At 71.7% G+C, this 14,310-nt stretch carries 14 protein-coding genes; 9 read left to right on the top strand and 5 right to left on the bottom strand.

From position 1 onward, the window contains the following. Positions 1-24 precede the first annotated feature (24 nt). From ACZ5SK_RS28395 to ACZ5SK_RS28370, 6 genes are read left to right on the top strand one after another with little or no spacing between them, the layout of a single operon-like run. Positions 25-657, top strand: a complete 633-nt coding sequence (locus tag ACZ5SK_RS28395) for a hypothetical protein (RefSeq protein ID WP_334576361.1) — start codon at positions 25-27, stop codon at positions 655-657. Beyond that, a complete protein-coding gene (locus ACZ5SK_RS28390) occupies positions 654-3,248 on the top strand; it encodes a putative PEP-binding protein (protein WP_457493700.1) in 2,595 nt (864 codons plus the stop codon). The genes ACZ5SK_RS28395 and ACZ5SK_RS28390 overlap by 4 nt, the downstream gene beginning before the upstream one ends. Beyond that, positions 3,245-4,363: an acyl-CoA dehydrogenase family protein gene (locus ACZ5SK_RS28385; protein WP_334576364.1), complete on the top strand. Its 1,119-nt coding sequence runs from the start codon at positions 3,245-3,247 to the stop codon at positions 4,361-4,363. Before ACZ5SK_RS28390 ends, ACZ5SK_RS28385 begins: the two co-directional genes overlap by 4 nt. 18 nt (positions 4,364-4,381) lie before the next feature. Further along, positions 4,382-4,801 carry a Zn-ribbon domain-containing OB-fold protein gene (locus ACZ5SK_RS28380; RefSeq protein ID WP_457493699.1) on the top strand — a complete coding sequence of 140 codons (420 nt, stop codon included), beginning with the start codon at positions 4,382-4,384 and terminating at the stop codon, positions 4,799-4,801. After that, complete coding sequence (locus tag ACZ5SK_RS28375) at positions 4,798-5,952, top strand: thiolase family protein (RefSeq protein WP_334576367.1); 1,155 nt, start codon at positions 4,798-4,800, stop codon at positions 5,950-5,952. Before ACZ5SK_RS28380 ends, ACZ5SK_RS28375 begins: the two co-directional genes overlap by 4 nt. Positions 5,953-5,996: 44 nt before the next feature. Continuing rightward, positions 5,997-6,674, top strand: coding sequence for an SDR family NAD(P)-dependent oxidoreductase (locus tag ACZ5SK_RS28370; RefSeq protein ID WP_334576368.1), 678 nt, complete (start codon positions 5,997-5,999; stop codon positions 6,672-6,674). A 6-nt stretch (positions 6,675-6,680) separates the two neighbouring features. Here the strand turns inward: ACZ5SK_RS28370 and ACZ5SK_RS28365 are convergent, their stop codons facing one another. Further along, positions 6,681-7,334, bottom strand: coding sequence for a TetR/AcrR family transcriptional regulator (locus ACZ5SK_RS28365; protein ID WP_334576369.1), 654 nt, complete (start codon positions 7,332-7,334; stop codon positions 6,681-6,683). A 143-nt stretch (positions 7,335-7,477) separates the two neighbouring features. Here ACZ5SK_RS28365 and ACZ5SK_RS28360 point away from each other — a divergent pair, with 143 nt between their 5' ends. Further along, entirely contained in the window at positions 7,478-8,083 is a 606-nt protein-coding gene (locus ACZ5SK_RS28360) for a TetR/AcrR family transcriptional regulator (RefSeq protein ID WP_334576370.1), read from the top strand. Positions 8,084-8,091: 8 nt separating this feature from the next. On the opposite strand, the gene ACZ5SK_RS28355 is transcribed toward ACZ5SK_RS28360, so the two are convergent. The 4 genes from ACZ5SK_RS28355 to ACZ5SK_RS28340 form a co-directional block, all read right to left on the bottom strand. Then, positions 8,092-9,447, bottom strand: coding sequence for a 2-oxo acid dehydrogenase subunit E2 (locus tag ACZ5SK_RS28355; RefSeq protein ID WP_361705265.1), 1,356 nt, complete (start codon positions 9,445-9,447; stop codon positions 8,092-8,094). Between the two features lie 5 nt (positions 9,448-9,452). Then, the gene (locus ACZ5SK_RS28350; RefSeq protein ID WP_334576373.1) at positions 9,453-10,478 is read right to left on the bottom strand and encodes an alpha-ketoacid dehydrogenase subunit beta; all 1,026 of its coding nucleotides are present in this window, start codon (positions 10,476-10,478) and stop codon (positions 9,453-9,455) included. Positions 10,479-10,483: 5 nt separating this feature from the next. Beyond that, positions 10,484-11,485 (bottom strand): thiamine pyrophosphate-dependent dehydrogenase E1 component subunit alpha, encoded by a 1,002-nt coding sequence (locus ACZ5SK_RS28345; protein WP_334576374.1) that lies wholly within the window; start codon positions 11,483-11,485, stop codon positions 10,484-10,486. A 97-nt stretch (positions 11,486-11,582) separates the two neighbouring features. Further along, positions 11,583-12,038 (bottom strand): VOC family protein, encoded by a 456-nt coding sequence (locus ACZ5SK_RS28340; RefSeq protein WP_468576678.1) that lies wholly within the window; start codon positions 12,036-12,038, stop codon positions 11,583-11,585. 155 nt (positions 12,039-12,193) lie between these two features. Between ACZ5SK_RS28340 and ACZ5SK_RS28335 the strand changes: the two genes are divergently transcribed. Next, complete coding sequence (locus tag ACZ5SK_RS28335) at positions 12,194-13,477, top strand: aromatic ring-hydroxylating oxygenase subunit alpha (protein WP_334576377.1); 1,284 nt, start codon at positions 12,194-12,196, stop codon at positions 13,475-13,477. Then, positions 13,474-14,298: an SDR family NAD(P)-dependent oxidoreductase gene (locus tag ACZ5SK_RS28330; protein ID WP_457493695.1), complete on the top strand. Its 825-nt coding sequence runs from the start codon at positions 13,474-13,476 to the stop codon at positions 14,296-14,298. The genes ACZ5SK_RS28335 and ACZ5SK_RS28330 overlap by 4 nt, the downstream gene beginning before the upstream one ends. Positions 14,299-14,310: the final 12 nt, after the last annotated feature.

The following is a 14,310-nucleotide window of genomic DNA, read 5'->3' as shown; positions in this document are numbered from 1 at the left end:
CTGAACCGGGGAAAAGGTGTGGGGATGCAATCTGCTGCCGTGGACCTTCCGGACGCTCCCGACGAGAGCCTCACCGAAGCCGTCGTCGACCTCGTTCTGCGTGGCATGTGGCGCGGCCGGCCCGAGTCCGAGCACCGCCTCCTGGTCGACGCGGGGCTGGCGATGGTGAAGGGGCCGGTGGTGCTGCCGACCGAGCGTGCCAAGGCCGCCGCCTCGCGGATCCTGCGGGTTGCCGCGGGATCCGAGCAGGAGGAGCGGATCACCGCGGCGTACGAGGCCTTCCTGCCGGTCAACCGGAAGATCCGCGACGTGTGCACGGCCTGGCAGTGCCGCCCCGACGGCACCGCCAACGACCACTCCGACAGCGGCTACGACGCCGAGGTGCGCGAGTCGCTGGAAGACGTGCACGAGGCCATCCAGCCCGTGCTGCGCAGGCTGGAGCGGGTGCTCGCGGGCAGCGGGCGGTACCTGACAGCCCTGGAGGAGGCCCTCGACCGCTTCGACGAAGGCGCGCTCGAGTGGCTCGCCTCGCCGCTGTGCGACTCGTACCACACCGTGTGGATGCGGCTGCACCAGGAACTGCTGCTGGTGCTCGGCATCAGCCGGGCCCAGGACGAGGCCCGCGAAGAAGAGCTGGTCACAAGGAGCCGAGGTTGAGCGTCACCGACCGCGAGGCGGGCCCACTCGCACAGTCCGAGGCCTCTCGCACACCCTCCGAGGCCCCCAGCCGGAGCCTGGTGCCCTACGGGCAGGGTCGGATCCGGGGCCTCGACGCCGCTGAACTGGGCGCGCACGGCGCGGCGATGGACCGGCTGGTGGCCCTCGGGCTGCCGGTCGTGCCGGGCCTCACCGTGCCCGCCGACGCCTCCGCGTCCCTGTGCGAACACGACACCGCGAGATCCGCCGTCGATCTGGTCGAACAGCTCTCGGGACGGCGGATCGGTGACCCGACCCGGCCGCTGCTGCTGCGCCTGTCGGCGAGCGCGCCGACCGAGATCGCCGGGCTGCCACCCGACCTTGCATGTCTCGGCGTGACGCCCGGCAATGCGGACGACCTGTGCGCCGTCATCGGTCGCGCGGAGGCACTGCACGAGGTGTGGGCCGCCACCGTGCGGATGATCGCCGAGTACGCCCTCGACGTCCCGGGTGACGTGCTCGACGACGCCCTCCTCGACACACCCGAGCCGCGGGCACAGGTCGAAGCACTGCTGGCGCTGGTGGCGCAGCACGGTTCCGGGCCCTTCCCCGACGACCCGGCAGAGCAGCTCGCACTGGCCGCCCGCGCCCTTCTCGGCCGATGGGACTCGCCGCGCGCGAGAAGGTCCCGCCGGGCCCAGCGCCTGCCCGCCGATCTCGCCGTCGCCCTGCACGTGCAGGCACTGCGCATCGGCCCTGCGGACCACTCGGGTCACGGCACGGCGGTCAGCCGCCACCCCGAGACCGGCCGCCTCTCCCCGCACGGCTCCTTCTTCCGTGGGGTGCGTCGCAGCGCCCCGCCGCCCCACACCGCTGAACCCCTGGAGCGGCTCGCGGGGGGAACCGCCCTGCTGGAGCACTCCCTGCTCACCCTGGAACGCCATCTGCACGCGCCGGTATCCGTCGACTTCGAGGTACGCGACGACGAGATCTCCCTGCTCGCCGCCTCGGCGCAACTGCGCCCGCCGCTTCGGGCGTCGGTGTGTCTGGCAGCGGAGCTGGCCCGGGACGGGGCGCTCGGCCGCGAGGAGGCCGTACGGCGCATCACCCCCGCGCAGGTGCAGGAACTGCTGCACCCCCAGCTCCGGCTGACCGGCGGGGAGGAGCTCCTGGTGAGGGGGCTGCCCGCATCCCCGGGGGCGGCGACCGGAGCGGTCGCGCTGTCCAGCGAGCGTGCCCTCGAACTGGCCGCGGACGGTACTCGGGTCGTGCTCGTGGCTGCCGACACGAACCCGGCGGATGTCCCCGGGATGCTGGCCTCCGTCGCCGTGCTGACCGGCAGCGGCGGCATCGCCTCGCACGCCGCCGTGGTGGCGCGGGGTGCCGGCAAGCCCGCGGTGTGCGGCGCCGAGGGGCTGCGCGTGGACCGGTCCGCCGGGACGGTGCGGATCGGGGACCGGGTGCTGCGCGAGGGCGACCCCGTCTCTCTGGACGGCCGCACCGGCGCCGTCTACGCGGGGACGCTGAGCGTCAGTGTCGCCGGACCACCGCCCGAACTGTCCACCCTGCTGGAGTGGGCGGACGGCATGCGCCGGCTGGGTGTGCGGGTCAACGCCGACACGGCCGCGGAGGTGAGTACCGCCGTTGCCCTGGGCGCGGAGGGTGTCGGGCTGTGCCGTACAGAACACCAGTTCCTCGGCGAGCGGCTGCCGCTGATCCGCCGGGTGATCCTGGCCGCCGACCCGACGGCCCGCGACGAGGCGCTGCTGGCGCTGGAGCACGCCCAGCACGAGGACTTCAGGGCTCTCCTGGCGGCGGTCGGAAACCGCCCGGTGACCGTGCGCCTGCTGGACGCCCCGCTGCACGAGTTCCTGCCCGCCCCCGGAGAGGCCCTGGACGCCGCCGAGGAGCAGCGGGCCGCCGCGCTGCGCGAGGCGAACCCGATGCTCGGGCTGCGTGGAGTGCGGCTGGCGCTGCTGCACGAGCGCCTCTACCCGGCGCAGGCCGAGGCGCTGTTCACCGCCTGGGCCGATGTCGCCGCCACCGGAGTCCGCCCGGAGCTGGAGGTGATGATCCCGCTCGTCAGCCTGCCGGAGGAACTGGCCGCCGCGGCCGCGTACGTGCGCGGTGCCGCCGACGCGGTCGCCGCCCGCACCGGAGTGGAGGTCCCGTACCGGCTCGGCACGATGATCGAGACCCCGCGGGCCGCGCTGCTGGCCGGCGAACTCGCCGAGCACGCCGAGTTCTTCTCCTTCGGCACCAACGACCTCACTCAGCTCACCTACGGATTCTCGCGGGACGACGTCGAGCGCCAGGTGCTCGCCAACTACCAGGAGCGCGGGTTCCTGACCGCCAGCCCGTTCGCCCGGCTCGACCCGCACGGGGTGGGCACCCTGATCGACCTGGCGGCACAGCGGGCGCGGAGCGTACGGCCCGGCATCAAGCTGGGCGTGTGCGGTGAGCACGGCGGTGACGCGGAGTCGATCGCGTTCTGCGACGACCTGGGCCTCGACTATGTCTCGTGTTCCGCGCACCGTGTGCCGGTGGCCCGGATGGCAGCCGCGCACAGTGCCCTGCGGGAGCGGCGCGACGAGAGCGAGAGCACACGATGACGAGCACTGTGACGGACGGCGCCGCCCTGTCGGACACCGAACTGGACGACCTGCGCGAGACCGTTCGGTCGGTGTGCGCGGACGTCGGCGGGACCGCAGCGGTACGCCGCATGTCCGAGCACTCCCCCGGCGTCGAAGCCGAGTTGTGGGACACCCTCGGTCGGCAGGTCGGCCTCGCGGCCCTCGGGCTGCCCGAGTCCGCCGGCGGCATCGGCGGGCTCGCCGAGATCGCCGTGGCCTGCGAGGAGTTGGGCAGGACGCTGGCGCCGGTACCGCTGCTGTCCTCCACCGTGCTGGCCGGCCAGGTGCTGGCCGGCTGCGGTACCGCCGACAGGGCACTGGCCGAATTGGCCGAGGGCACGGTGCACGCCCTGGCGGTGGCGGCCCCCGACGGAGCATGGCGGTCCGACGCCGTGCCGGTGGCCGTCTCCTGGCAGGGCAGCGTGCCGCTGCTCGACGGCACCGCGCCGTTCGTCCTCGACGGCGCCGACGCCGAAACGCTGGTGGTGGCCGCGGCGGGCGCCGACGGCGTGGACCTCTACCTCGTAGACCCGCGCGAGCCGGGGGTCGCGGTGCGCCGGGTGCCGACCCTGGACCTGAGCCGGGGCCAGGCGGTGGTCGCCTTCTCCGGTGCCCGGGCCCGGGCGCTGACCGCCGGAGGCGAGGGGGCGGACGTCGTCTCCCGCGCCCTGGACGTGGCGCTGGTGGCTCTGGCCGCCGAGCAACTGGGAGGAGCGCAGGCCGCGTTGGACATGACGGTGGCCCATGTGCGCGACCGCACCCAGTTCGGCAGGGCGATCGGCGGCTTCCAGGCGGTCAAGCACACCTGTGCCGACATGCTGCTCCAGGTCGAGGCCGCACGGTCGGCCGTGGTGCGCGCGGTGCGGGCGGCCGGCTCGCCCGAGGCGCTGGCCGAGGCGGCAGCGGTGGCACAGGCGTGGTGCGGCGAGGCGTTCGTGTCCGTCGCCGCCGAGTGCGTCCAGCTCCACGGCGGCATGGGCTTCACCTGGGAGCACGACGCACACCTGTACTTCCGGCGCGCCCAGTCCGACGCCGTCCTGCTGGGCGGCGCCGCACACCATCGGGAACGGCTGGCCGGGCTGCTGGGCTGGTGACGTGGAAGGCGGAACGGCATGACCACCAGACTCATCGACGAGGTGTTGTTCGACGGAGGGAATCCACCGCGTCTCGCGGGCGCGCGCTGCCCCGCGTGCACCACCGTGGTCTTCCCCCGGCAGGACTCGTGCCCCAAGTGTTCGCACGGGGCCATGTCCGCGCATGTGCTGCCGGTGAGCGGGCGCGTGTGGTCGTGGACGCTCCAGGCCTTTGCGCCGAAGCCGCCGTACCGCCCGCCGTCCGGCGGCCACCGGCCCTACCACGTGGGCTATGTGGACCTCGGTGAGGTGCTGGTCGAGGCGCTGCTGGCGGTTCCCCGCGCGGAGATACGGATCGGTCTGCCGGTCCGGCTCACCACGCTGCCCGCGTACCGGGACGAGGACGGAACCGAGGTCGTGACCTTCGCGTTCCGTCCGGACCTGGACGGGGAGCGATGAGCCGGTCCGACGAGGTGTACGTGGTCGGGTGCGGGATGCATCCCTTCGGCCGCGACGAGAGCGTCACCGGCATGGACATGGCCGAGCGTGCGATACGCGAGGCGCTGGCCGACGCCGGTGTCGCCTGGGAGGACATCGGCTACGCGGCCGGCGGCTCCGACGTGTCCGGCAAGCCCGACACGCTGGTGGGCCGCCTGGGTCTGACCGGCGTGCCCTTCGTCAATGTGCAGAACGGCTGCGCGACCGGCGCCTCCACCGTGCTCGCGGTGGCCAACGCGCTGCGCGCGGGCGAGGCCTCGCTCGGACTGGCGGTCGGGTTCGACAAGCACGAGCGGGGCGCGTTCCACGTCTCCGCGGCGCGCTACGGTCTGGGCGACTGGTACGCCGAAACCGGCATGATGCTCACCACCCAGTTCTTCGCCCTCAAGACCCAGCGGTACCTGTACGAGCACGGGATCTCGGAGCGGGCGCTGGCGATGGTCGCCGCGCGGGCCTTCCGCAACGGCTCGCACCACCCACTGGCCTGGCGGCGCAAGCCGCTGACGGAGCAGGAGATCCTGGACTCGGCCGAGGTCAGTCCGCCGCTCACCCAGTACATGTTCTGTTCCCCCGGACAGGGGGCGGCGGCGCTGGTTCTGGCGCGCGGCGACCGCGCCTTCGACCTGTGCGAACGGCCGGTGAAACTGGCGTCGTCGGCCTTTCGGACCCGGCGGTTCGGTTCGTTCGAGGTGTTCTCGCCCTGGCTGCCGCCGGGACCCCACCACAGCCCCAGCGTCGATGCGGCGGAGGCGGTCTTCCGCGCGGCAGGCGTGGCGCCCGCGGACGTACAGGTCGCCCAGTTGCAGGACACCGACAGCGGCTCGGAGCTGATCCACCTGGCGGAGACCGGGCTGTGCGGTCACGGCGAGCAGGAGGAGCTGCTGTCCGCCGGGGAGACCGATCCGACGGGCCGGATACCGGTCAACACCGACGGCGGCTGCCTGGCCGGCGGAGAGCCCGTCGGCGCCTCGGGTCTGCGGCAGTTCCACGAAGTCGTACGGCAGTTGCAGGGCCGGGCGCCCGGTGTGCAGGTGCCGGGGGCTCCCCGGGTGGGCTTCACCCATGTGTACGGGGCCCCCGGGATCAGCGCCTGCTCGGTCCTGACGGTGTGAGAGGCGGCGGGCGAAGCATGCGGCACGGCGGGAGAACAGCGCTGGTGACCGGCGGGGCACGTGGGATCGGCCTGGAGATGTGCCGACAGCTCGCGGACCAGGGGCTGCGGGTCCTGGTCGGGGCGCGAGGACGGGAGGCCGCCGAAGAGGCGTGCCGCGTCATCGGCCCGGCGGCACTGCCGCTGGCCCTGGACGTGACGTCCGCGAAGAGCGTCACGGAAGCGGTCCGGGAAGCGACGGGGCTGACCGGTGGGATCGACGTGCTGGTGAACAACGCGGGCGTGTCCCTGGACCGGGAACTGCGGCCCCCGTATGTCGATGAGGACATCCTGCGGGCGACCCTGGACACGAACCTCACCGGCGCCTGGCGGGTGGCGGAGGCCGTCGTCCCCGGCATGGTGGAAGCCGGCTACGGACGGGTCGTGAACGTCACCAGCTCCTACGGTTCACTGACCCTGATGGACTCCGGGCGACACCCCGCCTACCGGATCTCCAAGGCGGCGCTCAACGCCCTGACCCGTATGCTCGCCGCCGAGCTGTCCGGCACGGGCGTGCTGGTCAACGCCGCCGACCCCGGCTGGACCCGCAGCGGCATGGGCGGGCCGTCCGCTCCGCGCGGCCCGGAGGAAGGGGCGGACACCCCGGTCTGGCTGGCGACCCTTCCCGAGGGCGACGAGACGACGGGCGGGCTGTTCGCCGACCGCAGGCCGCTGCCCTGGTGAACCGCCTCAGGTCCCGGACGGGGCCGGCTTCTCCTCGGCGCCGACGATGCGCAGCGCCAACGCCCTGACCGCCTCCAGCACGGACGGGGAGGGCAGCTGGGACAACGGTCCTCCCTCCGCCCGCAGCGCCGTGACGAGCATGGTCGTGCTGATCAGTGTGCGGACCGCGAGCGCCTGCCCCGCGTGCCGGGCCTTCGCCGCCCGGGGGCTGCGAGTGGTGCCCTCGGGCAGATAGTCGTAGCCACGCTGGACATGCCGCTGCTCGAACTCGTCCCGCAGCACCTTGACGCTGCCGTTGGCGGAGGCCACCTGGACCTGGTACAGACGGGCTTCGTCCGGGTTCTGCTCCACCCAGTCCCACACCGCGTCGATGACGCGGACCAGGCCCTCCGCATCACCCGGCTCGGACTCCGGACGCGCCGCCTCCACGACCGCGTTCAGCTGGTCGAAGACCCGTCGCATCGCAAGTTCGAGCAACTCCTCTTTGCCGTCGAAGTGGTAGTAGACGGCGGTGGGCACCACCTGTGCCTCGTCGGCGATGTCCTGGATGCTGGTCTCCGCGAATCCGTTGCGGCCGAACACCCGCACGGCGGCGGAGATGATGTGCTGCCGCCGCGAGGGCCGGTGGGCTGGCTGCTTGCCGCTCTTCGTGGTGGCCATCATGCTCCCTGCCGACTGCCGTGAACCCGCGTCCGTGGGCCCTGCGTACTGACCATTGTATCCAGTAACTCCTCCCACCCGACGGCATAATTCCTGCTGCGCGTGTGCCTCCGGAGCACCGGGCTCCCGGCATACTTGACACCATGACTACCTCCGGAACCCGCGCCGCTCATCGTCCGTCGCGCAAGCAGTGGGTGATCGACGCAGCCACGGAGCTGTTCGCCACCCAGCCCCCGGACGAGGTGACGGTGGCCGACATCGCCGCGCGTGCGGAGATGACCTCGGCAGCGGTGTACTACCACTTCTCCTCCAAGGACCAGGTCCTGGCGGAGGGGATGCGGGTGTTCGCCGCCGCGCTGCGCGAGCAGTTGCAGGCACTCACTCAGACCTACGAACCCGGCTCGGACATCGGCGCGGCGATCACCTCGCTGCTGGCCTGGCTGGGCGAACACCGGTCCGCCGCCACCGTCTTCTTCGTGTCGTCGGCCGGCATGAGCCAGGACGCGGAGGCACTGCGCCAGGAGAGCCGTACCGAACTGCTGGAAGAACTGGTGCGGCTGATCCGCACGGCCCGCAGGCCGGTCTCCGACGCCGAGGCGGCGGTGATCGGCCTGGGCCTGCTGGCGCTGCTGGAGACCGCGGCGATCTCGCAGGTCCGCGGCGACGACGTCTACCGGTCGCTGGGGCACCGCTCCTTCGTCCGCGAGGTCGGCAACCTCGCGGAGCGGATCGCCGACCCGGCCACATAGGCCACGGATCACACCAGCAGGCGAAGGGGCTTGCTCAGCAACTCACCTACGGTGCGCAGATATTCGGCGGCGGGTGCCCCGTCGACGGCACGATGGTCGAAGGTGAGGCTGAGGGTGAGCACCCGCGTGCGCAGCGGCCGGTCGTCCACCCACTCGACGCCGTCCCTGAGCCTGCCCACGCCGAGGATCGCGACGTTGCCGGGGTTGATCACGGGGGTGAAGAAGTCGACGCCGTATCCGCCGAGCGAGGTGACCGTGAAGGTGGCCCCTTCCAGCTGCGCGGGCGAGATCCGCCCTTCGCGTGCGGCCTGGGCCAGGGACCTCGACCGGTGGGCGATCTCGGGCAGCGGCAGCGCCACCGCGTCCTCGATCACGGGGACCATCAGGCCGCCCGGAACGGCCACCGCGAAGCCCAGGTGGATCTCGTCGAGCAGATGAATGGCGTTCTCCCGCACCGTCGCGTTGAGCAGCGGGTGCTCGCGCAGGGCCAGGACCGCGGCCTTCAGCAGGAAGTCGTTGATGCTGGGGACCGGCAGATCGCTGTCGGTCCACTCCTCCTTGAGCCGGTCCCGCAGGGACACCACGGCGTCCATCCGCACCTCGTAGCCGTGCGTCAGCTGCGCCATCTCCTGGAGGCTGGCGTGCATCCTGCGGGCGATGGTGCCGCGCATCCCGGTGAGCGGGATGACCTCACTGGGACGAGCGGGAGTGGCTTCGGGTGCCGGAGTGACGCCCTCCAGATCCGCTCTGCGGATGCGGCCGCCGGGACCGGTGCCGTTCACCTCGGAGAGATCGATGCCCCGCTCCTTCGCCAGCTTGCGGACCAGGGGTGAGGCGGGGGTGTCGCCCGACGGGACGAGGGTGACGAGGTCGCCGGGCACGGCCGCAAGGAAGTCCTCCACGTCCTCGGAGACGATCCGTCCGCCGGGACCGGTGCCCCGTACGGCGGTGAGGTCGACGTCGGCAGCCGCGGCGACCCTCCGGGCGTTCGGTGAGGACAGAAGCCGGTCACCGATGCCCTTCTCACCCGTGCCGTTCACGGAGGGCGCCGCGCCGGCGTCGGGGGCGGGCGCAGTGGTCCCCGACCCGACCGGCGTGGGCGTGCCCGCCAGGTCCGGTGGCTGTTCGCCCTCGGCCAGCAGCCAGCCGATGAGGGCCCCGGCCGGCACGGTGGCCCCGGCCGCGACCACCGGGTGGAACAGTCCCCCGGCCTCCGCCTCGACGTCCACGTCGACCTTGTCGGTGGCCAGCCGCAGCAGGGCGTCGCCCTCCGCGACGGCGGCGCCGGTGGGCACGAGCCATTCGTCGATCGTGCCTTCCTGCATGGTCAGGCCGATCTTCGGCAGCAGAACCTCGACCGCCACGTCGGTCACGACCTTTCGAGGAGACGCCGGCAGCCCTGGGCGATCCGGGTGCGATCGGGGACGTAGGCCTTCTCCAGGACGGGCGAGAAGGGCACCGGGGAGAAGGGGGCGCCGATGCGCAGCACCGGCGCGTCCAGGTGGTCGAAGGCGGCGTCCTGGATCTGGGCGGCGATCTCCGCGCCGAGCCCGCCGAAGGTGACGGCCTCGTGCACCACGAGCACCCGGTTGGTGCGGCGGACGGAGGCGAACATCGTCTCGGTGTCCAGCGGCTGCACGGTGCGGGGGTCGATCACCTCGATCTCCACGCCCTCGGCGGCGAGTTCGTCGGCCGCCGCGAGGGCCTCGCCCACCATGCGGCCGAGGGCTATCACCGTGACGTCGGAGCCCTGGCGCGCGGTGTGCGCCTGGCCCAGCGGGATGCCGTAGATCTCCTCGGGCACCTCGCTCTTGCTGCCGAGCAGGACCTTGTTGAGCATGACGACGACCGGGTTGTCGTCGCGGATGGCGGAGACGGTCAGGCCCTTGGCGGTGTACGCGTCGCACGGCATCACCACCTTGAGGCCGGGCACGTGGGCCAGCCAGGCCTCGAGGCTCTGACTGTGCTGGGCCGCGGCGCCGAGGCCCGCGCCGGAAGCGGTGGTGATGGTGAGCGGCACGGACAGCCCGCCGCCGAACATGTACTTCATCTTCGCTGCCTGGTTGACGATCTGGTCGAGGCAGACGCCGATGAAGTCCATGAACATGAGGTCGACGACGGGGCGCAGGCCGCGGGCGGCGGCGCCCACGCCGAGGCCGACGAGGGCGGCTTCGGAGATCGGGGTGTCGATCATGCGGCGGGGGCCGAACTCGTCGAGCAGGTTGTCGAACATGCGGAAGACGCCGCCGTATCCGGCCACGTCCTCGCCGGCGACGAAGACGTTCTCGTCCTCGCGCATGGCCTGGGCGAGTCCCTCGTTGAAGGCCTTGACGTAGGTCAGTTTGCGGGCCGCGGCGTTCGGGGCGACGGCCGGCGCTTCGGTGGTGGTGGTCATGGCGGTCATCCCGAGTAGACGTTGAGCAGCAGGTCGGCGGGGTCGGGCAGCGGGCTGATCTCGGCGTACGCGATGGCCTCGGCGATCTCCTCGCGGGTGCGCTGCCATACGTCGTCCAGCTCCGCGCGGGTCGCGGCGCCGTCGGCGACGGCCCGGGTCTCCAGCAGGTCGATGGGGTCGCGGGCCTTCCACTCGGCGACCTCCTCGTCCGAGCGGTAGGGGTGCCGCAGGCCCTTGACCCCCTGGTGGTCGAAGAAGCGGTAGGTCTTGGCCTCGATCATCATCGGGCCCTCGCCGGCCCGGGCCCGTTCGACGGCGTCGGCGGCGGCGCGATGGACGGCGAGCGCGTCCATGCCGTCGACGATCACGCTGGGCATGCCGTAGGCGGCGGCCCGCTCGGCCACGTCGTTGATCAACATGTGCTTCGACTGTGGCGTGAATTCGGCGTAGCCGTTGTTCTCGCACACGAAGACGACGGGCAGGCCGAGGATCGCGGCCATGTTGGCGCCCTCGTGGAAGGCGCCGATGTTGGTGGCGCCGTCGCCGAAGAAGGTGACGGCGACGCTGTCCTCGCCCTTGTACCGGGCGGCGAAGGCGGCACCCACGGCGATCGGGACGCCCGCCCCGACGATGCCGTTGGCGCCGAGCATGCCGCGGGTGAGGTCGTTGATGTGCATGCTGCCGCCGCGGCCGAGGCAGGCGCCGGTGACGCGTCCGTACAGCTCGGCGTACATCTCGCGGAGGCCGACGCCCTTGGCCACGGCGTGCCCGTGGCCCCGGTGGGTGGAGGTGATCTGGTCGTCGTCGCGCAGGGCCGCCATCACGCCGGCGGCCACGGCTTCCTGGCCGACATACAAATGCAGGAAGCCGGGCAGCTTGCCGGCCTCCATGAGTTTGCCCGCCTCGGTCTCGAACAGCCGGATGCGCACCATGCGCTCGTGCAGATCCCTGATGACCTGCGCGGATACCTGGTGTGTGGCCGCATCGGCCGACTTCTTCTGAGCCATCGTCCGCCCCTTCGCCCGAGGGAGGTGTGCCACGGAAGTGGACTTTCTAGTGTCGCTCTACAGTAACCAGCCCCACGCACCTTACTGAACAGGTTCTCTAATTACTACGCCCCGGACCCGACTCCTCGCCCCGGTCGTCCACCACCTCCACCGCATTGCCCTCCGGATCCGCCCAGAAGGTGATCCGCCGACCGTGCGCACGGACGACCACCGGGTCCGACAGGGGCTTGGCGCCCGCGGCCCCCAGTGCGGCCACCACGGGGTCCACGTTGTCGACGTAGAAGGTGAGATACGACAGCCCCGCACGTCCGGCCAGCGGATGCGCCACGAGGGCCGGCACCGCGGGCGACGAGGGAAGAATCAGCTTGACGCACCCTCCGGAGGGCACCTGCAGCCAGACGACGTCCAGCTCGCCGCCCAGTCCGGCCGGGCCCCCGACGGCCACCAGTACGCGCGAGCGGCGCACGGGGCGACAACCGATCACGTCACAGTAGAAGCGCTCCATCGGCCCCAAGTCCCGTACCACCAGGCCCACCTCGAACGGTCGGACCATGACCATCGCACCCACCCCTACGGGAGATCGAACCGCAACTTCGCCACTTTCTATTGACAGACAACACTAAGTCCTGTTGCAGTTTCGGACACAACCCAGCTGTCGCATTCCGAAGCCGGTCACCGGCTCGCGGCTGGGAGGATTGTGAGGACATCGTGGTCCAGACCAGTTCGCCGGAGATCCGGGAGACAGACGCCGACCGCAACCCGCCCTCGGCCCCCGCATACTCCTCGTGGATCAGCCAGGACCGGTCCACCGACGCCGCATCCCTGACGATGCGGCGGGAGGCCGCCGAACTCGTCGAGCGCGTGATGGCGCACTACCGCGCCAACACGACGCACGAGGCGGACGGCCAGTGGACGGAACCCGTCGCCAACTACCTCGACGCCGACCGCTGGCAACGCGAGACGGACGCCGTCCACCGGAGCGTCCCGCTGCCGCTCGCCATGTCCTGCGAGCTGCCCGGTCCGAACACCTACAAGGCGATCGACGTGCTCGGCATCCCCGTGCTGATCACCCGGGACCGCCAGGGCGCCGTGCACGCGATGATCAACGCCTGCCGGCACCGGGGGGCCAAGCTCCTCGAGCCCGGCTGCGGGGTGTCGAGGCGGCTCACCTGCCCGTACCACTCGTGGTCGTACGACCTGTCCGGCGAACTGCGGGGGGTCTACGCCGAGAAGACCTTCGGCGACGTTCCACGCGAGGGGCGCAGCCTGGTCAGGCTTCCGGCCGGGGAGCGGGCGGGGATCGTCTTCGTCTCGCTGGACCCGGCGGCCGAGCCCGACCTGGACGCCTGGCTGGGCGATCTGCAGCCGCTCCTCGAGGGTATGCGGCTGGCGGAGTGCCACCACTACGCCACCAGCGAGCTGACCAGTCCCAACTGGAAGGTCACCCTCGACGGATACCTGGAGACGTACCACTTCGCCTCGCTGCACCCGAAGACGGTGTTCGAGACGAACCTCTCCAACATGATGGCCCACGACACCTGGGGCCCCCACCAGCGCCTGGCACCGGCCCTGCGCCCCATCGCGCAGGCGGTCGAGCTGCCTCCGGACCAGCGCGATCCGGGCGACTGTGTAGGCCCCATCTACTGGCTCTTCCCCGGGCTGGCCATCGCCGGCGGCTGGCGCCAGAAGATCGCCGTCTCCCTGGTGCTCCCCCGGACGGCCACCGAATCGGTGACCCAGCAGATCATCCTGCTGCGGGAGCCGGCGGTCACCGAGGAGGAGCGCCAGGCCGCCGACCAATTCGGCGAGTGGTTCCACGAGGTGGTCCGCGACGAGGACTACGCGACCACCTACGGAGTGCAGCAGGGTCTGAAGGCCCTCGACGGAACCGATTTCGTCTTCGGACGCAACGAGCCCGGACTCCACCACTTCCACCGCACCATCCACCAACACCTGGAAGACGGCGCCCAAGCCGCCAGAGCCACCAGGTGACGAACCAACAACACTCGCGGGAGAACAGCATGGTGGCTACGGGCAGCCTCGACGGACGTGTCGCGGTGATCACGGGCAGCACGCGCAGCATCGGCCGCGCCATCGCCGAGGCCTTCGTGGCCGACGGCGCCACGGTCGTCATCAGCGGCCGTTCCGAGATCAAGGGCAAGCAGGCCCTGGAGGAGATGGGCGCCGGGGACCGGGCCGTCTTCCACCCCTGCGACGCCAACAGCCAGGGGGACATCGAGGGCCTCGCCGACTTCGCCGCCGAACGCTTCGGCCGGCTCGACATCTGGGTCAACAACGTCGGCGGCAGCTCCGGCTTCGCCCCCATCCACCAGCTCAGCGACGAGGCGTGGCACGACGCCCTCAAGCTGAACGTCAACGGCTACTTCTACGGCACCCGCCGGGCGCTGCCGAAGATGCTGGAGCACGGCTGGGGCCGCCTCATCAACATCTCCTCCGTCGAGGGCAAGCAGGCCAACAAGCCGGGGATCAGCCACTACATCACCAACAAGCACGCGATCCACGGCCTCACCAAGGCGACCGCCTTCGAGTACGGCACCCAGGGCATCACCTGCAACGCCATCTGTCCCGGCGCCGTCGACACCGACCTGATGCGCGCCGCGGGGCCCGCCGCTGCCGAGGCCGAGGGCATCAGTTACGAGGAGTGGCTGAGCCGCTTCGCCGAGCACGCCGCCACCAAGAAGATCACCACGGTGGAGCAGATCGCGGCGGTCGCCTCGCTGCTCGCGAGCGAGGCGGGGGCGGGAATCACCGGCGCACTGATCAGTGTCGACGGCGGAACGGCGCAGTGGTAGGCGCGGGTACGG

Source organism: Streptomyces sp. NPDC031474 (assembly GCF_055581185.1).
The sequence above is the reverse complement of the archived record's forward strand: the minus strand, read 5'-3'. Positions and strand labels throughout refer to the sequence as shown.